This is a genomic window from Enterobacter sp. FUJ80071, from assembly GCF_038739915.1.
Taxonomy (GTDB): Bacteria; Pseudomonadota; Gammaproteobacteria; order Enterobacterales; family Enterobacteriaceae; genus Enterobacter; species Enterobacter kobei.
The window spans coordinates 4506714-4526560 of record NZ_JBBXKH010000001.1 but is presented as its reverse complement, the minus strand read 5'-3'; the positions used below and the strand labels follow the sequence as shown (position 1 = coordinate 4526560).

Below are 19847 nucleotides of genomic sequence, written 5' to 3'. Positions count from 1 at the left end.
AGTTACTGCTGGCGTAACATGCGCGCACGATTACGCTAAGAGGACATTCGCCTTGGACACACCCAGTAGATACTGGCTCAATTCCCTGTCATCCAGGAACAACTCCTAAGGCTATCTCCCCTTGCTGATGGCCTTAGTGGTTGTCAGCGACTGCATTATTCCCGTCGCGCTGAGTCAGGCTGTTTAATGGTCTGAAACCCAATTTGTTTCTGTGTGCCCACCGAACTGTCCGATATTTTTTGCATTGGGAGTCCCGGTCATGTTGAGCGCATTTCAACTCGAAAATAACCGACTGACTCGGCTTGAAGCCGAAGAGTCACAGCCCCTCATTGATGCCGTATGGGTGGATCTGGTCGAGCCGGACGACGATGAGCGCCTTCGCGTACAATCTGAGCTGGGGCAAAGCCTGGCAACCCGTCCTGAACTGGAAGACATCGAAGCTTCTGCGCGTTTTTTTGAAGATGAAGACGGCCTGCACATTCACTCCTTCTTCTTCTTTGAAGATGCGGAAGACCATGCGGGCAACTCCACCGTGGCCTTTACCATTCGCGACGGTCGCCTGTTTACCCTGCGCGAGCGTGAACTGCCCGCGTTTCGTCTCTACCGCATGCGCGCCCGCAGCCAGGCAATGGTGGACGGCAACGCTTACGAACTGCTGCTCGACCTGTTTGAGACCAAAATTGAACAGCTGGCGGATGAGATTGAAAACATCTACAGCGATCTGGAAAAGCTGAGCCGCGTGATCATGGAAGGCCATCAGGGCGATGAATACGACGAAGCGCTCTCCACGCTGGCCGAGCTGGAAGATATCGGCTGGAAGGTGCGTTTGTGTCTGATGGATACCCAGCGCGCGCTGAACTTCCTCGTGCGCAAGGCGCGTCTGCCGGGCGGTCAGCTGGAGCAGGCACGTGAGATCCTGCGCGATATCGAATCCCTGCTGCCGCACAACGAATCCCTGTTCCAGAAGGTGAACTTCCTGATGCAGGCGGCGATGGGCTTTATTAACATCGAGCAGAACCGCATCATCAAGATCTTCTCGGTGGTATCCGTGGTGTTCCTGCCGCCGACGCTGGTGGCCTCCAGCTATGGGATGAACTTCGAGTTTATGCCGGAGCTGAAGTGGAGCTTTGGTTACCCGGGGGCGATTATCTTTATGATCCTCGCCGGGCTGGCGCCGTATCTGTACTTTAAGCGTCGTAACTGGCTTTGAGTATCCGCCCGGTGGCGCTACGCTTACCGGGCCTACAGAACGTGTAGGCCGGATAAGGCGCAGCCGCCATCCGGCAAAAAGGCACTACAGCCCTTTGCGCACTCTGCGCTGGGTGTAAATCGCATCGGCGACAAAAATCGCCAGCGCTATCCAGATAAAGGCGAACGTCACCATCTTATCTGCGCCCGGCACTTCGCCGTAAAACACCACCGCCAGCAGAAACATCAGCGTCGGGCCGATGTACTGGAAGAAGCCCAGCGTGGAGAGACGCAGACGCGTTGCCGCACCGGTGAAGCACAGCAGAGGAATAGTGGTCACCACGCCTGCCGCCATCAGCATCAGATTCAGCGACCACGGGTTGCTGCCCATATGACTGGTGGCGCTGTCGGCGATACCGAAGAGGTAGATCGCCGCCACCGGCAGCAGCCACAGGGTTTCAAACAGCATCCCCGTTTGGGCTTCCACCGCAATCTTCTTACGTACCAGACCGTAGAACGCAAAGCTGAACGCCAGGCCGAGGGCAATAATCGGCAGCGAGCCGAACGTCCAGAGCTGTACCAGCACGCCGCAGAAGGCCAGAAACACCGCCAGCCACTGCATACGGCGGAAACGTTCGCCGAGGAAAAGCATCCCCAGTACGATGTTCACCAGCGGGTTAATAAAGTAGCCAAGACTGGCTTCGAGCATGTGGTGGTTATTCACCGCCCAGATAAACAGCAGCCAGTTTCCGCCAATGAGCACCGCCGAGAGTGCCAGCAGGAAAACTTTCTTAGGCGTTTTGAGCAGCGTCTTGACGCCGGACCACTGACGGCTGAGGCTCATTAGCGCGATCATAAAGAAAAAGGACCAGATGACGCGGTGAGTGAGGATCTCGTCGGCCGGTACATAAGCGATAAACTTGAAGTACGCCGGTGCAATACCCCAAATAAAATAAGCGGCAAGGGCGAGTAAAACGCCCTGCCGCGTCTGTTTAGCATCCATCGGGAAAATCCGTTACAAAAAAGTGAATTAATTTTACCCGATTTTGCCGCTTCAACCCACCATATAAGTGGCGGTTGCGCTGGCGATATAAACCTGTTCTTCGTTGTGTAATTCTACGCGCGCCACCGCCACTTTATTCCCCGCACGCAGCAGGCTGCTGGTGCAGGTAAAGCGATTGCCGCGTCCGGGGCGAAGATAATCGACGCGTAAATCAATGGTGCCCATGCGTGCCAGACGCTGGCGGAGTTCGTCTTCATTGATGGTGTCATGACGCGTCAGCGTACTGCCCACGCAGACCAGACCAGCCGCCACGTCCAGCGCGGAAGCAATCACCCCGCCGTGCAAAATACTTTGCGCCCAGTTGCCCACCATCATCGGCTGGTTGTTGAAGCTCAACTGGGCAAACTCTTTCTCGTAACGCTCCAGCTCCAGACCCAGCGCACGGTTAAATGGCATATGGTAAACAAAAATCTCGCCCACGAGCTTTAACACTTCTTCAGAGGTAAGCATGGCTGACATGAGGCATCACATCCCTATTGTTAATGAAATGTTGATTTTATGCCTCAACAATACGGATTTCCACTTTCAGAAACGAGGAGGCGGAAGTTGGCGCAGAAGTCTGTAGAATGCCCGGATAAAATTATTCATTACACGTCACTATTTCAGGAGAACACCACCGATGCGGACGTATCTGGGTTGGTTACTGGCGGCGGTTGCGCTGCCCCTCACAGCATATGCGCAGGAAGCGACAGTTAAAGAAGTGCACGATGCGCCATCCGTACACGGTAGCATCATTGCTAACATGCTTCAGGAGCATGACAATCCGTTCACGCTTTACCCGTATGACACCAACTACGTGATTTACACCCAGACCAGCGATCTGAACAAAGAAGCGATAAGCTCCTATAACTGGTCTGATAATGCGCGTAAAGATGAGGTGAAGTTCCAGTTGAGCCTCGCCTTCCCGTTCTGGCGCGGTATTCTGGGGCCGAACTCGGTACTCGGTGCCTCTTACACGCAGAAATCCTGGTGGCAGCTTTCCAACAGCGGCGAATCTTCGCCGTTCCGTGAAACCAACTATGAGCCGCAGCTGTTCCTTGGCTTTGCAACGGATTATGAATTTGCCGGATGGACGTTGCGTGACGTCGAAGTCGGCTTTAATCACGATTCTAACGGCCGTTCCGACCCCACGTCTCGTAGCTGGAACCGTGCCTATACGCGCCTGATGGCGCAGAACGGCAACTGGATGGTGGAAGTGAAGCCGTGGTATGTGGTGGGGAGCACCGACGATAACCCGGATATCACCAAATATATGGGGTACTACCAGCTCAAGGTCGGCTACCAGTTAGGCGATGCCGTGCTGAGCGCGAAAGGCCAGTACAACTGGAATACCGGCTACGGTGGTGCGGAAGTGGGCCTGAGCTACCCGGTAACGAAGCATGTGCGCCTCTATACGCAGGTGTACAGCGGTTACGGCGAGTCGCTGATCGACTATAACTTCAACCAGACCCGCGTGGGTGTGGGCGTAATGCTGAACGATATTCTCTAAGCTGCTCGAATGTTTTTGCGTTAAACGTTGAAGTTTCTCTCTCAGGCGCTGAAAATAGCGCCTGTTTCATTTCTGGCATATGGGGTTAACGTGGCGCAGGCGGAAGTATTGAATCAGGAGTCGCTGGCTAAACAGGTTTTGCATGAAACCTTTGGCTACCAGCAGTTCCGCCCTGGCCAGGAAACCATCATTGAAACCGTGCTGGAAGGCCGTGATTGTCTGGTCGTTATGCCGACCGGCGGCGGGAAATCACTCTGTTATCAGGTGCCCGCGCTGGTGCTTAACGGCCTGACGGTCGTGGTATCGCCCCTTATTTCTCTGATGAAAGACCAGGTTGATCAACTGCTCGCCAACGGCGTGGCGGCGGCCTGTCTTAATTCCACGCAAACCCGGGAGCAGCAGCAAGAGGTGATGGCCGGGTGTCGCACCGGGCAGGTTCGTCTGCTGTATATCGCACCGGAACGCCTGATGCTGGATAACTTCCTCGACCATCTCGCACACTGGAACCCGGTCCTGCTGGCGGTGGATGAAGCGCACTGTATCTCGCAGTGGGGGCACGATTTCCGCCCGGAATATGCCGCCCTCGGCCAGCTCCGTCAGCGCTTCCCGGAACTGCCGTTTATGGCGCTTACCGCCACGGCAGATGATACGACGCGTCTGGATATCGTTCGCCTGCTGGGGCTGAATGATCCCTATATTCAGGTCAGCAGCTTCGACCGCCCTAACATCCGCTACATGCTGATGGAAAAATTCAAGCCGCTGGATCAGCTCCTGCGCTATGTCCAGGAACAGCGCGGCAAGTCGGGCATTATCTACTGCAACAGTCGGGCGAAGGTGGAAGACACCGCCGCGCGTCTGCAAAACCGCGGCTTTAGCGCCGCGGCGTATCATGCCGGGCTGGAGAACCACATCCGCGCGGATGTGCAGGAGAAATTCCAGCGTGACGACCTGCAGATTGTGGTCGCGACGGTGGCGTTCGGAATGGGGATTAACAAGCCCAACGTGCGTTTTGTGGTGCATTTCGACATCCCGCGTAATATCGAATCCTACTATCAGGAAACCGGCCGCGCCGGGCGTGATGGTCTGCCTGCGGAAGCGATGCTGTTTTACGATCCAGCCGATATGGCGTGGCTGCGCCGCTGTCTGGAAGAGAAACCGCAGGGACAGCTGCAGGATATCGAACGCCATAAGCTCAACGCGATGGGGGCGTTTGCCGAAGCGCAAACCTGCCGCCGTCTGGTGCTGCTCAACTATTTTGGTGAAGGGCGACAGGAGCCGTGCGGCAACTGCGATATCTGCCTGGATCCGCCGAAGCAGTACGATGGCCTGATGGACGCGCGTAAGGCGCTTTCGACCATTTACCGTGTGAATCAACGCTTCGGGATGGGTTACGTGGTGGAAGTGTTGCGCGGCGCCAATAACCAGCGTATCCGCGACATGGGCCACGACAAACTGCCGGTCTACGGGATCGGTAAAGATCAGAGCCACGAGCACTGGGTTAGCATTATTCGTCAGCTGATTCACCTCGGATTTGCCACGCAGAACATCGCTCAGCACTCGGCGCTACAGCTGACCGAAGCCGCGCGTCCGGTGTTGCGCGGTGACGTTGAACTGAAGCTCGCCGTACCGCGCGTGGTCGGCCTCAAACCACGCGTGATGCAGAAATCCTACGGCGGTAACTATGACCGCAAGCTGTTTGCCAAACTGCGTAAGCTGCGTAAAGCCATAGCTGATGAAGAGAACATCCCGCCTTACGTGGTGTTCAACGACGCGACGCTGATTGAGATGGCGGAACAGATGCCGCTCAGCGCCAGCGAAATGCTCAGCGTCAACGGCGTAGGCACGCGCAAGCTGGAGCGCTTCGGTAAAGAGTTTATGGCGCTTATCCGTTCTCACGTTGACGGAGATGATGAGGAGTAGTCAGCCGGCCAAAAAAGTGCCACTATGATGACTCACTGAATTATTTCCCTGCGAGCCAATTATGTTAATGCTATTTCTCACCGTGGCGTTAGTGCACATCGTTGCGCTGATGAGCCCGGGCCCTGACTTTTTCTTCGTATCGCAAACAGCGGTCAGTCGTTCCCGTAAAGAGGCGATGATGGGCGTGCTCGGTATTACCATGGGCGTCATGGTCTGGGCGGCCGTTGCGCTGCTCGGTTTGAACCTGATCCTGGCGAAGATGGCCTGGCTGCATAACATTATTATGGTTGGCGGTGGCCTGTACCTGTGCTGGATGGGCTACCAGATGCTGCGCGGGGCGCTGAAAAAAGAAGAGAAAAAACCGCAAGAGCCTAAGGTGGAGCTGGCAACGGGTGGACGGAGCTTTGTAAAAGGGCTGCTGACCAACCTGGCGAATCCGAAAGCGATTATCTATTTCGGCTCGGTGTTCTCGCTGTTTGTGGGCGACAGCGTTGGCGCGGGCGCACGTTGGGGCATTTTCCTGCTTATCGTCGTGGAGACCTTCGCGTGGTTCACTATCGTGGCAAGCCTGTTTGCCTTACCGGCGATGCGCCGTGGCTACCAGCGTATCGCGAAGTGGATCGATGGCTTCGCCGGCGCGCTGTTCGCCGGCTTCGGCATTCATCTCATCATTTCTCGCTAAGCATGACGCGCTGACGCAAGCAGCGCGCCAACCAGCATAAACAGCGAGCCAAACACTTTGTTCAGGGCCTTCATCTGCTTAGGCCCTTTTATCCATCCGGCAATCCGCTGTGCCAGCGTCGCGTAACCAATCATCACAATAATATCGACAATAATTGTGGTCGCACCCAGCACCACGTACTGCATCACCTGAGGCTGGTGCGGCACGATAAACTGTGGGAACAGCGCGGCGAGGAACACAATGCTTTTCGGGTTGGTCAGGTTGACGAATACTGCCCGCTTAAACAGATGACCACGGTTTTGCGTCTGCGCGAGCGTATTCAGGTTAATGGCGCCAGCCGCGCGCCACTGCTGAATACCCAGCCAGATAAGATATGCCGCACCGGCCCATTTCAGCACTTCAAACGCCAGCACCGAGCGGGAGAACAGCGTTCCCAGCCCAATCCCGACCAGGACGATGTGAATGCCCAGCCCGGTTTGCAAACCGGCAATCGACGCCGCCGCCCCGCGATAGCCGTGGTTGATGGAGGTAGTCATGGTGTTAATCGCACCTGAACCCGGTGAAAGGCTAAGGATGATGGATGTCAGCAGGTAGGCGAACCACCACTCGAAGGTCATTTGAAACTCCCGAATCGTCTGTTTTTATGCCACAATACGCTATTGATGAGTCATTTTGTGACCGGTTACGAAAAAAAACGATATTCCCTGGATTACGTGAGTGGAAACCCAATGTTTCAGCAGAAAAAGGACTGGGAAACACGAGAAAACGCATTTGCTGCTTTCTCTATGGGGCCGCTGACCGATTTCTGGCGGCAGCGTGAGGAAGATGAGTTTACGGGCGTCGGGGGCATCCCGGTACGCTTCGTTCGTTTCCGTGATGAGAAAAATGACCGCGTAATCGTGGTTTGCCCGGGGCGCATTGAAAGCTACGTTAAATACGCCGAACTGGCCTACGATCTGGTCCATATGGGGTTCGATGTGCTCATCATCGACCATCGTGGACAGGGGCTGTCCGGACGCATGCTACAGGACACGCACCGTGGACATGTCGATCGCTTCAGCGATTACGTCGACGATTTTGCCGCGTTCTGGCAGCAGGAAGTGCAGCCCGGCCCCTGGCGTAAGCGCTATATCCTTGCGCACTCCATGGGTGGCGCTATTTCGACGCTGTTTTTGCAGCGGTATCAACACCAGTGTGATGCCATTGCGCTAACCGCGCCGATGTACGGTATTGTCATACGTTTCCCCGACTGGATGGTGCGTCATCTTCTCGACTGGGCTGAGGGCCATCAGCGCATTCGTGAAGGCTATGCCATCGGGACCGGACGCTGGCGTGCGCTGCCGTTCGCCATCAACGTCTTAACCCACAGTCGGCAGCGTTATCGCCGCAACCTGCGCTTTTATGCCGATGAACCGCGCTTACGCGTCGGTGGCCCGACCTGGCACTGGGTGCGGGAGGGGATTCTGGCCGGTGAACAGGTGCTGGCGGGGGTAGGTGATGATGACACGCCAACACTCCTGATTCAGGCTGAAGAAGAGCGTGTGGTCGATAACCGCATGCATGACCGTTATTGTGAACTGCGCGCCGCCGCCGGTCACCCTTGTGAAGGGGGAAAACCGCTGGTCATCAACGGCGCTTACCATGAGATCCTTTTCGAAAAGGACGCTATGCGCTCAGTCGCGCTCAACGCCATTGTTGAATTTTTCAACAGGCATAACTGATTATTGTTTTCCACCAGAGGTTGAAATCCCTATGTACCAGGTTGTTGCATCTGATTTAGATGGCACGCTGCTTTCCCCTGACCACACCCTGTCGCCTTACGCGAAAGAGACCTTAAAGCTTCTGACTGCCCGTGGCGTGAACTTTGTGTTTGCCACCGGCCGCCACCACGTAGACGTGGGGCAGATCCGCGATAATCTTGAGATCAAATCGTACATGATCACCTCCAACGGTGCGCGCGTGCATGATACTGACGGTAACCTGATTTTTACCCATAACCTGGATCGCGATATTGCCGCCGATCTCTTCGGCGTGGTGCATAACAACCCGGCTATCATCACCAACGTGTACCGCAACGACGACTGGTTCATGAACCGCCACCGCCCGGATGAAATGCGTTTCTTCAAGGAAGCGGTATTTAACTACTCCCTGTACGAGCCGGGCCTTCTTGAGCCGGAAGGTATCAGTAAGGTGTTCTTCACCTGCGATAGCCATGAAGAACTGCTCCCACTGGAACAGGCGATCAACGCCCGCTGGGGCGATCGCGTCAACGTGAGCTTCTCAACCCTGACCTGTCTGGAAGTGATGGCGGGGGGCGTCTCCAAAGGTCACGCGCTGGAAGCGGTCGCGAAACGTCTGGGTTTCGCGCTGAAAGACTGCATCGCTTTTGGTGATGGCATGAACGACGCTGAAATGCTCTCCATGGCAGGCAAGGGCTGCATCATGCAGAACGCGCATCAGCGTCTGAAAGATCTGCACCCGGAACTGGAAGTGATTGGTTCCAACGCTGATAACGCGGTACCGAAATACCTGCGCAAGCTGTTCCTTGAATAATCTTCATTTGGTTGTTTGTTGACCAGATGTCAACTGAAGAGTCCGCTACAATGCCTGTCCTTCTTTCTGAGAGACAAGCATTGTGGCGCTACTCATTATCACCACTATCCTGTGGGCCTTCTCCTTTAGCCTGATTGGCGAGTACCTTGCCGGTTCGGTCGACAGCTACTTCTCGGTGCTGATGCGCGTGGGGCTGGCGGCGCTGGTATTCCTGCCGTTTCTGCGCACGCGTGGTCAATCGCTGAAAACGATTGTGCTGTACATGCTGGTGGGCGCGATGCAGTTGGGCATCATGTATCTGTTCAGCTTCCGGGCTTACGTCTATTTGTCCGTCTCTGAATTCCTGCTCTTTACCGTGTTGACGCCGCTCTATATTACGTTGATTTACGACCTGCTCAGCAGGCGTCGTCTGCGCTGGGGATACCTGCTAAGCGCGGCGCTGGCGGTGATTGGCGCGGCAATTATTCGCTATGACAAAGTCAGCGATCACTTCTGGACCGGGTTGATGTTCGTCCAGCTCGCCAACATCAGTTTCGCCATCGGCATGGTGGGCTACAAACGCCTGATGGAAACCCGCCCGATGCCTCAGCACAATGCATTTGCGTGGTTCTATATGGGCGCGGCGATTGTCGCGGTGTCGGCGTGGTTTCTGCTCGGTAACCCGCAAAAGCTGCCGACCACGTCGGTGCAGTGGGGCGTTCTGGTCTGGCTGGGCGTGGTGGCGTCAGGGCTGGGTTACTTCATGTGGAACTACGGCGCGACGCAGGTCGACGCCGGAACGCTCGGGATCATGAACAACGTGCACGTCCCGGCGGGGCTGCTGGTTAACCTCGCCATCTGGCAGCAGCAACCGCACTGGCCGAGCTTCCTTATTGGGGGAGCGGTGATCCTGGCTTCACTGTGGGTCCATCGCCGCTGGGTCGCTCCGCGCTCCGCACAAACGGAAGATGGTCGCACGCGTGGTTCCGCGCTGAGCGAATAAACGCTTCTGTCACCGGCTGACGCTGCTCGCCATCGCGCACGGCAGCGTACAGACGGCTCCACAGTCCTTCACCCAGGGTTTTGGTCACCACCAGGCCCTGGCGTTCAAAACTCTCCACCACCCAGTGCGGCAGCGCCGCGATGCCCATATTGGCGGCAACCATCTGAATCAACAGCAGGGTGTTATCCACGCTTTTCAGCTGCGGGCTAATGCCTGCCGGCTGCAGGAAATGACGCCAGATATCCAGGCGACTGCGCTGAACCGGATAAATCAGCAGCGTTTCTGTTGCCAGGTCTTCCGGCGTGATGCGCGTTTTAGCCGCCAGCGGATGATCAGGTGCCAGCACCAGGCGCACTTCAAAATCAAACATCGGCGAATAGTGCAGGCCGCTGCGCGGCAGAATGTCGGAGGTCATCACCAGATCCAACTCACCCTGCTGCAGCGAGGGTTGCGGGTCGAACGTCACACCGGATTTAAAATCCATCTCCACCTGCGGCCACTTCTGGCGGAAGTTCTCAAGCGCAGGGGTCAGCCATTGAATACAGCTGTGGCACTCAATGGCGATGCGCAGTTTTGTCTGCTGCGGCTCGTTACAGGACTGTAGCGCGCTGGCGATCTGCGGCAGGACCTGATTCGCCAGTTGAAGAAGAATTTCACCCTGCGGCGTAAAGCGCAGAGGTTGGCTCTTACGCACAAAAAGACGAAATCCGAGGCGTTGTTCCAGATCGCTGAACTGGTGAGAAAGGGCAGACTGGGTCTGGTGCAGCGTGGCCGCAGCCGCCGCGAGCGATCCGCAGTTCCGCAACGCTTGCAGCGTTTTCAGGTGTTTTATCTCGATCATGAAAGTCCTTCACTTCGCCATGAACATTTTGCGCTTGAGGAATATACAGTACCTGCCAATTATAGATGTGTAAACATCTGGACGTCTAAATAGCGAAATTCACAAGGGGCATAACATGACAATCCGCAATCACACTCTCGGTTTCCCTCGCGTTGGCCTGCGTCGCGAGCTGAAAAAAGCGCAAGAAAGCTACTGGGCGGGTAACGCTACCCGTGAAGAACTACTGACCGTGGGGCGCGAGCTGCGCGCCCGTCACTGGGATCAGCAAAAGCAGGCGGGCATTGACCTGCTGCCGGTGGGCGATTTCGCCTGGTACGACCATGTTCTGACGACCAGCCTGCTGCTGGGCAACGTGCCGGCTCGTCATCAGAACAAAGATGGATCGGTAGATATCGATACCCTGTTTCGCATCGGCCGTGGTCGTGCGCCAACGGGTGAACCCGCGGCAGCGGCGGAAATGACCAAGTGGTTTAACACCAACTATCACTATATGGTGCCGGAGTTCGTAAAAGGTCAGCAGTTCAAACTGACCTGGACACAGCTTCTGGACGAAGTCGACGAAGCGCTGGTGCTGGGCCACCAGGTAAAACCGGTGCTGCTCGGACCGGTAACCTACCTGTGGCTGGGCAAAGTCAAAGGCGAGCCGTTTGACCGCCTCAGCCTGCTGAAGGACATTCTGCCCGTCTACAAACAGGTACTGATTGAGCTGGGTAAACGCGGGATTCAGTGGGTGCAAATCGACGAACCTGCTTTGGTGCTTGAGCTGCCCCAGGTTTGGCTCGATGCCTTCAAACCGGCGTATGACGCGCTTACCGGGCAGGTGAAGCTGTTGCTGACCACCTATTTCGAGGGCGTGACGCCTAACCTGAGCACGATTGCCGCGCTGCCGGTTCAGGGCCTGCATGTTGACCTGGTTCACGGCAAAGATGACGTGAAGGACCTGCACAAACGTCTGCCCGCAGACTGGCTGCTCTCAGCGGGGCTGGTAAACGGTCGTAACGTCTGGCGTGCCGATCTCACCGAAAAGTATGCTCAAATTAAAGACATTGTCGGTAAACGTGAGCTGTGGGTGGCCTCATCATGTTCACTGCTGCACAGCCCGATCGATCTGAGCGTGGAGACCCGTCTTGACCCGGAAGTGAAAAGCTGGTTTGCCTTCGCCCTGCAAAAATGTGAAGAACTGGCGCTACTGCGCGACGCGCTGAACAGCGGTGACACGGCGGCGATTACCGAATGGAGCGCCCCGATTCAGGCGCGCCGTCATTCGGCACGCGTGCATAATCCGGCAGTGGAAAAACGTCTGGCGGCCATCACCGCTCAGGACAGCCAGCGCCAGAGTCCGTATGAAGTCCGTGCCGAAGCCCAGCGCGCCCGCTTCAACCTGCCCGCATGGCCAACCACGACGATCGGTTCATTCCCACAAACGACCGAGATCCGCGGCCTGCGTCTCGACTTCAAAAAGGGCAATCTGGATGCGAATCACTACCGTACCGGCATTGCTGAGCACATCAGGCAGGCGATCATCGAGCAGGAGCGTTTAGGTCTGGACGTGCTGGTGCACGGTGAAGCCGAGCGTAACGACATGGTGGAATACTTCGGTGAACACCTGGACGGCTTCGTGTTTACCCAGAATGGCTGGGTGCAGAGCTACGGTTCCCGCTGCGTGAAGCCACCGGTGGTGATCGGTGACGTCAGCCGCCCGGAAGCGATTACGGTGGCGTGGGCGAAGTATGCTCAGTCTCTGACCGACAAGCCGGTAAAAGGCATGCTGACCGGGCCGGTGACCATTCTGTGCTGGTCGTTCCCGCGTGAAGACGTGACCCGTGAAACCATTGCGAAGCAAATCGCGCTGGCGCTGCGTGATGAGGTGGCGGATCTGGAAGCCGCTGGCATTGGCATTATCCAGATTGACGAACCGGCGTTACGAGAAGGTTTGCCGCTGCGCCGCAGCGACTGGGATGACTATCTGAAGTGGGGCGTGGAAGCCTTCCGCATCAATGCGGCGGTGGCGAAGGACGACACGCAGATCCACACCCATATGTGTTACTGCGAATTTAACGACATTATGGATTCCATTGCCGCGCTGGATGCCGACGTGATCACCATCGAGACCTCGCGTTCAGATATGGAGCTGCTCGAGTCGTTTGAAGAGTTCGACTATCCAAACGAAATCGGACCGGGGGTGTACGACATTCACTCCCCGAACGTGCCGAGCGTGGAGTGGATTGAAGCTCTGCTGAAAAAAGCCGCTCAGCGTATTCCGGCAGAGCGCCTGTGGGTGAACCCGGACTGCGGCCTGAAAACCCGCGGCTGGCCGGAAACCCGCGCAGCGCTCGCCAACATGGTGAAGGCAGCGCAGAATTTGCGTCAGGGGTAAGTCTGCGCATTTCCCGCCGCCTGATACTCTATTCAGGCGGCATTTTCCGTCATTGCAATCCGCTTGCCTGCCGCGTCAAAGAGATGCAGATGAGCCTCCTGCACGGTCAGCGTGATACGTTGCTGCGCAGGCAGACTCAGTTGCTGGAAGGATTTCAGGCACACGGCATGCCCTGCCACGTCCAGCCACACCAGGGTTGAATCTCCCTGCAGTTCGCATAACTGCGTTTTCCCGCTCAGGCTAAAATCCCCCGGCTGCTGATAACCCAGGTGTTCAGGGCGGATCGCGACAAATACCGATTCCCCCTCCTGAATGTCTGCGGGCTGACGCGAAAGCGGGAAGACGGTATCAGGGTCGATATGCAATGCCCCCTGCTGCCAGATGGCGGGTAACATATTGATTTTTGGCGTACCGATGAATTCGGCCACGAAGCGGTTCGCCGGGGTGTTGTACAGTTCAAGCGGCGTACCCGTTTGCTCAATATTGCCTTTACACATCACCACGATACGGTCGGCCAGCGTCATCGCCTCGACCTGATCGTGCGTGACGTAAATCATGGTGTTTTTCAGGGTATTATGGAGTTGCTGGATCTCCTGGCGCATTTCAACCCGCAGAGCGGCGTCAAGGTTGGAAAGGGGTTCGTCAAACAGGAACAGCGCGGGCTGCTGGACAATAGAACGACCTATCGCCACGCGCTGGCGCTGGCCGCCGGAGAGGTGTTGCGGAAGCCTGTCGAGCAGCTCGTCCAGCCTGAGCATGTTGGCGGCGTGGGTGATGCGCTGCGCAATGTCGGCCTCCGGGGTGCGGATATTGCGTAAGCCAAAGGCGAGGTTCTCCCGTACGGTCATATGCGGATAAAGTGCATAGGACTGGAAAACCATCGACAAGCTCCGCTTGCCCGCCGCCAGGTGGGTGACATCCTCATTGCCCATCATCAGCATGCCACTGTCTGGCGCCTCTAATCCCGCGATCATGCGCAGCAGCGTCGATTTCCCGCACCCGGAGGGGCCCACAAGAACGATAAATTCTCCTGATGCTATCTCCAGTGACAGATCCGCCACGATGACGTTTTTATCGTACTTTTTATGAATATGTCGTAATGAAAGGGCGGTCATAATGTCTCCTGAGCCCCTTGCAGGGCAGAAATCAGCATCAGCACTTCATGAGTTTTATGGACAAGCAGAGCGGTATCTCCCCGCGCTTCAACATTAAGGCGGACCAGCGGCTCGGTATTGGAGGCGCGGAGGTTAAAACGCCAGTCTGCGAAGGACAGGCTCAGGCCGTCGCAGGTGTCGCGTTCGCATGCGACCGGGGCATAGTGCGCGGCGACGTCATTGAGGAGTGCAGCGGGCTCGTTGACCGTCAGGTTGATTTCGCCAGACACCGGATAGCGGGCCTGTGCGTGACGCATAAGATGAGAGAGCGGCTGCGCGTCTGCGCCCAGGATCTGGAGCATCAGGATCAGCGGGATCATGCCGCTATCGCAGTAGCCAAAATCGCGAAAATAGTGATGGCCACTCATCTCGCCGCCGTAAATGGCATTTTCCCTTCGCATCCGGGCTTTCAGGAAGGCATGCCCGGTTTTACTCACGATTGCGCTACCGCCGCAACGGGCGACCGTGTCGAGCGTGTTCCAGATTAAGCGGGGATCAAGAATGATACGGCTGCCGGGATAGCGTCGCAGAAAATGTTCGGCAAACAGCCCCACGAGATAATAGTTCTCAACGTAATCCCCGCGCTCGTCGAAGAAAAAGCAACGATCGAAATCGCCATCCCAGGCGATGCCAGCATCGGCGTGATGTTCGATGACGGCCAGTCGGGTGCTTTGCCGGTTTTCAGGCAGCATCGGGTTAGGTACGCCAGCGGGAAAGCGGCCATCTGGCTGGTGATGAATACGGATAAACTCGACCGGTACACCGGCACGCTTTAAGCCCTCATCAAGCGCATCTAGCGCCGGACCTGCGGTGCCGTGCCCGGCGTTGACCACCAGGCGTAACGTTCGCGTTGGGGACGTAGTGATAAATCGCAGCAGAGCGTTCACCCAGGCCGGGCGATTGTCGAAGGGAAAAATGCCCCCACGACGCACGCAGGGTGGAAAGCGGTTCTGTTCTGCCAGTGCTTTGATCTCCAGCAGACCGTTGTCATTACTGATCGGGCGCGCCTCAAGGCCAACCAGCTTAAAGCCGTTGTAATGGGCGGGATTGTGGCTCGCCGTCACCTGGATCCCTCCGTCTGCCCGCAATTCCCGGGTGGCGAAATAGACCTCTTCCGTACCGGTCATGCCCAGGTCGATAACATCGACGCCGCCTGCGGTAAGCCCGTCGATCAGGGCCGTTTTTAGCGCCTCCGAGCTGAGGCGGACATCAGCGCCTACTACCACGCGCCGGGGATGCAGCCAGACGGCGTACGCCCTTCCGATGCGACGCGCAATGTCAGGGGTGAGATTGACGTCAACTTCGCCACGAATGTCATAGGTTTTAAAGCACGTTAGTTCATCCATAGTTCACTCTTATCTTAAGCAGGGTAATCTCATGCCGTATCACGCTCGATAAGCCGGTGTTCCAGCGCAACGTGGGTGACGGGGCCATTGTTCAGAAGCAGATCAACCGCGATTTCACCTTTACGTTCGGCATCCTGCGCGATGGTGGTAAGTCCAGGCCCGTTATACTGCCGGGCGGTATTGTCGAATCCGGTAATGGCGACCCGGCCAGGTATAGCAAGACGCTGTCGCTGGCAATAATTCACCGCGCCGATGGCAAAACGATCGGATAAGCAGATCAGCGCCGTGATCTCAGGGTGTGCCGTCAGCAATGCTTCCGCTGCCCGTTCGCCGTGTGGCTCATCGTGATGGGTTTCACACAGCCAGCAGTCACTGAGCCTAATACCGTGCTCTTGAAACGCGTCGCGGCAGGCATTCACGCGGGTCAGCATGAGTTGGTTATCCCCCGTCACGCGGTGCGTCAGAGGCCGCATCCCGCGCGCGTTCGGGTGAGACGGGAAGGCAATAATGCCGAAATGGCGATGACCCTTTTGTATCAGGTAGTGGGTGATATCACGCATGGCGCGTGTGTTATCCACCGACACGCTGCTGAACTGCGGAAGCTGAAAATCGAGCGTCACCACAGGCAGATTGCGGGCCAGGGTTTGTTGAATAATGGCGGCGCTGTTATGCGTGGCGTTGAGAATATACCCGTCCACCAGGGTAGTGAGCGATGAAGGCCCTTTTTGAAGCGGTATCAGCACCAGATTAATATTACGGTCTTCGCAGCGGGTCGCGACGCCGCGCATCAGGCTGACGTCATGCGGATCGATAAAAACATAGCTCATGGCATCGTTAAAAATGACGCCTATGGCCCCGGATTTTCCGGTGCGTAAAGCCCGGGCGAGTTTATCCGGCCCCTGAAATCCAACCTGACGGGCGTACCCAAGTATCTTTTCACGTAATTCAGCAGACAGCTTTTCGGGATTATTCCACGCGTTAGATACCGTGGTATGTGAAATACCCATCTTTGCTGCCAGCGATTTAATCGTCACGTTTTTATTCTTTCTTTTGCTAAATGAATTAGGCATTTTATATTCACGTAAATTATTTATGAGGCGTAATTAAATAAATAATAGCGGCTGAGTTTATCGTTAAATATAAATAGTTTTGTGATTTGTTTAACGTTAAACATAAAAAAGGGGTGTTAGCTTACGCACCATTCACAGAGTGCAGCAGTGAGCGATTAACACTTATCGACATCAGGGAGATATAACGTGAGAGTTGCAGAAGCAGCAAAATTAATAGCATCGGTAATATTCCTCTTTTTTCTTACCGGTTGCGGGCCTGATGATAAAAAAGAGACACAATCCGGGGCGCGTGAAACAATCAAAATGTGGGTCACACCCACCGTCAATGAAGAAGCCTTCTGGAGTAAAATAGTGGCGGAATGGAATAAAGACCCTGCCCATATGCCCGTCGAATTTACCGCTATTCCTGCCGCAAACAGTTCAGAAGAAGCGATAATGAACGCGCTGGCATCAGGGACTGAACCGGATATTTCAACCAATATATTTATTGGTTTTGCCAGCCAGCTTGTTGATGTCGGGCAGATAGAAGATCTCTCCAGAATGCCGGGTTTTCAGGAAACGATTCAGAAACGGCAAATGGCTTCTCTGCTGTCAGCCTGGGAATTAAACGGCAAACAAACGGTACTGCCGGTATATATCAACCCAATTGTCTGGTGGTGGCGCGGTGATTTACTGAAGCAATACGGTTTTGATCGGGTACCGGTTAGCTACGATGAACTTTACGCGCTGGCGAAGCGTCGGGCGGCGGATAATCACGGCTATGTGATACAGCTTACGGCAGGTAAAAACTGGTGGGAACGCTGGTTCGACTTCATTCCGCTGTTCTACGCCCAGAGCCACGGCAAGCCGTATCTGGTCGACAAAAAACCTGCGCTGACCACGCCTGCTGGCGAGGCCGTGCTGACCTTCATGGGCAACGTTTTTAACAATAAGTGGAGCAGCTACGACTTCACCTCTGCCGAGGATCCGCTCGCAACGGGGCAGGTTATCGCCTCAGCGCGCGGACCGTGGGATTTAGCCCGCTATCGCAAGCAGTATCCGGACATATTAAAAACGATTCAGATCGGTCCGATGCTGACCGAGACGGGCATTGAACACCCCTATACGTTCGGCGACAGCAAAGGTCTGGTGATCTTCAGTTCCAGTAAGCGAAAGGCGCAGGCCTGGCAGTTTATGCAGTGGGTCTTCAGTAACCCTGAACATGACCGGCTGTGGCTTGAGTTGACAGGGATGCCGCCCGCCCGCGCGGATTTAATGAGTAATCCGATCTTTGTCAGTTACTTCAAACAAAATCCGCTAGAGAAACAAATCGCCTCGTGGGTGGACGTCGCGCTTCCTCCTGCAGCAACAAACCAGACGACAGAAGTACAGCGCAGCATGACGCAGATGCTTGAGCGCGTGATATTCAAAACCAGTACGCCTGCCGACGCGCTGAAACAATCTCAGCAGGAAATCAGCGCCCTCACGGGCCAGTAGGGGGCATGATGGCTGGATATGAATCCCGAACCGGAGGCCTGCTGGCCTCCACCTGGATTGGCTATTCGCTGCTATTTTGGTTCTACCCGCTTGCCTGGCTGGTGGTGCTGAGCGTGACCCGCTGGCAGTTTATCGGCGCACCGCAATTTACCGGTTTGCAGAACATTATTGGCGTACTGCACGATGCGTTATTCTGGACATCCATGTGGAACATTTGCCGCTTTTTAATGTGGTATGTCCCGATCGTGTTTATTACCGCGCTGCTTTTTGCTGCCGGATTACGCAGAATTAACTACGGCCGGGGGTTTATCGCCCTGAGTTTTTTACTGGCAAATATCTCGTCAGGGGTGGCGTACTCAATTGTCTTTTCCCGTCTCTTTAATGAGTACGGCCCGGTTAACCGCTTATTGTCTGCGTGGTTTGGGATTTCCGTGCCGTGGTTTACCAACCCTGACTGCGCCATGCTATCCATTGCGCTTATCGTGACCTGGAAATTTGTCGGTTATTACGGATTAATTCTCTATTCCGGCATGCAGGCTATTCCATCGGATATTTATAGTGCGGCTATTCTCGATAAAACCGGGCGTTTTCAGAAAGGCTGGGCAATAACGCTGCCGATGATGAATCCGCAAATTGTGATGGTGATGGTGCTGGCTATTACGGTGGCGTTCAGTATTTTTACAGAGCCCTATTTAATTACCGGTGGTGGGCCACTAAACAGTACCACCAGTCCCATGGTGGTCATGTACGAAGCCGCGTTTCAAAATATGAAACCTACCTGGGCCGCTGCCATGTCGATTATCGTCGCTGCCTGCAGTTTCCTGATGATCTGGCTATTTCGTCGGTTATTCGAAAAACACATTGAGATTGTATGAATGAAAAAACTCACGCCCCTGAGCCTGCTAATTCATGCGCTGATGTTTATTCTGGCGTTAAGCTGGCTCTATCCGTTTGTCTGGATGGTCGTGTCATCCCTGAAGCCTACGGCACAGATTTATACCACGGATCTCTTTTCGGGCACGCTGACGCTCGAAAATTACACTTTCCTTTTCGATAACAGCAACCGGGCCGATAAGCCGTTTCTGCGCACGCTGTTTAACTCGCTTTTCGTCTCTGTCACCGTGACCGCGAGCGTGACCGTCACCTCCATGCTGGTGGGCTATGCACTGGCAAAAACGGAATTCTGGGGCAAAAACGCTTTCCGTAATCTGTTGATTGTGCAGATGGTTTTCCCGGTTTTCATGTTCATCATTCCACAGTTTGTGCTGATGCGTGAGCTCGGGCTGATCAACCGTTACAGCGCCATGATCCTGCCTTATGCAATGAGTGCCTGGGGGATCTTTATGGTGTCTCAGAGCTTCAAGGGTACGCCCAACGATTACCTGTACGCCGCGCGTCTGGATCATGCCAGCCTGTGGGCCATTCTGCGGCACGTCATGATGCCGCTGAACAAGTCCATTCTGGCGATCGTGGCGCTATTTACCTTCTCAAGCTCGTGGGACAACTTCCTCTGGCCGCTGATTGTCATGCGCGATGCCGACAAAATGCCGTTTTCGGTGCTGCTGGCCACCTTCAGTAAATCCTACGGCGTTTATCTGGGGCCAGTGATGGCGGGAGCCGTGGTGCAAATGCTGCCGGTCATCGTGTTGTTTATCCTGTTCCGGAAATATTTCCTGCAGGGCATGTCGTTATCACTGAAATAAGGA

19 protein-coding genes are annotated in these 19847 nt (G+C 55.4%); 12 read left to right on the top strand and 7 right to left on the bottom strand.

Annotation, left to right across the window (positions count from 1 at the left end):
* Positions 1-52 precede the first annotated feature (52 nt).
* Together ysgD and corA are read left to right on the top strand one after the other, a co-directional pair.
* On the top strand, positions 53-109 hold the full coding sequence (gene ysgD / locus AAER43_RS21960) for a YsgD/CorL family protein (RefSeq protein WP_212743980.1): 57 nt from the start codon (positions 53-55) through the stop codon (positions 107-109).
* 150 nt (positions 110-259) lie between these two features.
* Complete coding sequence (corA, locus tag AAER43_RS21955) at positions 260-1210, top strand: magnesium/cobalt transporter CorA (protein WP_008501540.1); 951 nt, start codon at positions 260-262, stop codon at positions 1208-1210.
* Between the two features lie 84 nt (positions 1211-1294).
* Here the strand turns inward: corA and rarD are convergent, their stop codons facing one another.
* Positions 1295-2191: an EamA family transporter RarD gene (gene rarD / locus AAER43_RS21950; protein ID WP_023331569.1), complete on the bottom strand. Its 897-nt coding sequence runs from the start codon at positions 2189-2191 to the stop codon at positions 1295-1297.
* A 51-nt stretch (positions 2192-2242) separates the two neighbouring features.
* The gene (gene yigI / locus AAER43_RS21945; protein WP_023331568.1) at positions 2243-2710 is read right to left on the bottom strand and encodes an acyl-CoA thioesterase YigI; all 468 of its coding nucleotides are present in this window, start codon (positions 2708-2710) and stop codon (positions 2243-2245) included.
* Positions 2711-2870: 160 nt separating this feature from the next.
* Between yigI and pldA the strand changes: the two genes are divergently transcribed.
* The 3 genes from pldA (at position 2871) to rhtC (ending at position 6342) form a co-directional block, all read left to right on the top strand.
* Complete coding sequence (pldA, locus tag AAER43_RS21940) at positions 2871-3740, top strand: phospholipase A (RefSeq protein ID WP_014885642.1); 870 nt, start codon at positions 2871-2873, stop codon at positions 3738-3740.
* 90 nt (positions 3741-3830) lie between these two features.
* Positions 3831-5660, top strand: coding sequence for an ATP-dependent DNA helicase RecQ (gene recQ / locus AAER43_RS21935; protein WP_050862999.1), 1830 nt, complete (start codon positions 3831-3833; stop codon positions 5658-5660).
* Between the two features lie 61 nt (positions 5661-5721).
* On the top strand, positions 5722-6342 hold the full coding sequence (gene rhtC, locus AAER43_RS21930) for a threonine export protein RhtC (RefSeq protein ID WP_025757538.1): 621 nt from the start codon (positions 5722-5724) through the stop codon (positions 6340-6342).
* Here rhtC and rhtB read toward each other — a convergent pair.
* Positions 6339-6959, bottom strand: a complete 621-nt coding sequence (rhtB, locus tag AAER43_RS21925; RefSeq protein ID WP_014885639.1) for a homoserine/homoserine lactone efflux protein — start codon at positions 6957-6959, stop codon at positions 6339-6341. The two genes, rhtC and rhtB, sit on opposite strands and share 4 nt — an antisense overlap.
* Before the next feature lie 111 nt (positions 6960-7070).
* On the opposite strand from rhtB, the gene pldB reads away from it, so the two are divergent.
* From pldB to AAER43_RS21910, 3 genes are all read left to right on the top strand, one after another.
* Positions 7071-8063 carry a lysophospholipase L2 gene (gene pldB / locus AAER43_RS21920; protein WP_032629594.1) on the top strand — a complete coding sequence of 331 codons (993 nt, stop codon included), beginning with the start codon at positions 7071-7073 and terminating at the stop codon, positions 8061-8063.
* Between the two features lie 31 nt (positions 8064-8094).
* Complete coding sequence (gene yigL, locus AAER43_RS21915) at positions 8095-8895, top strand: sugar/pyridoxal phosphate phosphatase YigL (RefSeq protein WP_023331564.1); 801 nt, start codon at positions 8095-8097, stop codon at positions 8893-8895.
* A gap of 82 nt (positions 8896-8977) precedes the next feature.
* Complete coding sequence (locus AAER43_RS21910) at positions 8978-9877, top strand: carboxylate/amino acid/amine transporter (protein WP_014885636.1); 900 nt, start codon at positions 8978-8980, stop codon at positions 9875-9877.
* On the opposite strand, the gene metR is transcribed toward AAER43_RS21910, so the two are convergent.
* Positions 9765-10718, bottom strand: a complete 954-nt coding sequence (gene metR, locus AAER43_RS21905) for an HTH-type transcriptional regulator MetR (RefSeq protein WP_023331563.1) — start codon at positions 10716-10718, stop codon at positions 9765-9767. The genes AAER43_RS21910 and metR overlap by 113 nt on opposite strands.
* A gap of 115 nt (positions 10719-10833) precedes the next feature.
* On the opposite strand from metR, the gene metE reads away from it, so the two are divergent.
* Positions 10834-13095: a 5-methyltetrahydropteroyltriglutamate--homocysteine S-methyltransferase gene (gene metE, locus AAER43_RS21900; protein WP_045269175.1), complete on the top strand. Its 2262-nt coding sequence runs from the start codon at positions 10834-10836 to the stop codon at positions 13093-13095.
* Between the two features lie 32 nt (positions 13096-13127).
* On the opposite strand, the gene ugpC is transcribed toward metE, so the two are convergent.
* Genes ugpC through AAER43_RS21885 form a run of 3 tightly spaced genes read right to left on the bottom strand, consistent with a single transcriptional unit; the run spans position 13128 to position 16665 of the window.
* Positions 13128-14210 (bottom strand): sn-glycerol-3-phosphate ABC transporter ATP-binding protein UgpC, encoded by a 1083-nt coding sequence (gene ugpC, locus AAER43_RS21895; protein WP_045135427.1) that lies wholly within the window; start codon positions 14208-14210, stop codon positions 13128-13130.
* The gene (locus AAER43_RS21890) at positions 14207-15595 is read right to left on the bottom strand and encodes a phosphomannomutase/phosphoglucomutase (protein WP_032635130.1); all 1389 of its coding nucleotides are present in this window, start codon (positions 15593-15595) and stop codon (positions 14207-14209) included. Before AAER43_RS21890 ends, ugpC begins: the two co-directional genes overlap by 4 nt.
* Before the next feature lie 29 nt (positions 15596-15624).
* On the bottom strand, positions 15625-16665 hold the full coding sequence (locus tag AAER43_RS21885) for a LacI family DNA-binding transcriptional regulator (protein WP_050863000.1): 1041 nt from the start codon (positions 16663-16665) through the stop codon (positions 15625-15627).
* Positions 16666-16851: 186 nt separating this feature from the next.
* Here AAER43_RS21885 and AAER43_RS21880 point away from each other — a divergent pair, with 186 nt between their 5' ends.
* From AAER43_RS21880 to AAER43_RS21870, 3 genes are read left to right on the top strand one after another with little or no spacing between them, the layout of a single operon-like run.
* The gene (locus AAER43_RS21880) at positions 16852-18141 is read left to right on the top strand and encodes an extracellular solute-binding protein (RefSeq protein ID WP_048996612.1); all 1290 of its coding nucleotides are present in this window, start codon (positions 16852-16854) and stop codon (positions 18139-18141) included.
* 8 nt (positions 18142-18149) lie between these two features.
* On the top strand, positions 18150-19016 hold the full coding sequence (locus tag AAER43_RS21875; RefSeq protein WP_080297796.1) for a sugar ABC transporter permease: 867 nt from the start codon (positions 18150-18152) through the stop codon (positions 19014-19016).
* Complete coding sequence (locus AAER43_RS21870) at positions 19017-19844, top strand: carbohydrate ABC transporter permease (protein ID WP_014885628.1); 828 nt, start codon at positions 19017-19019, stop codon at positions 19842-19844.
* Positions 19845-19847: the final 3 nt, after the last annotated feature.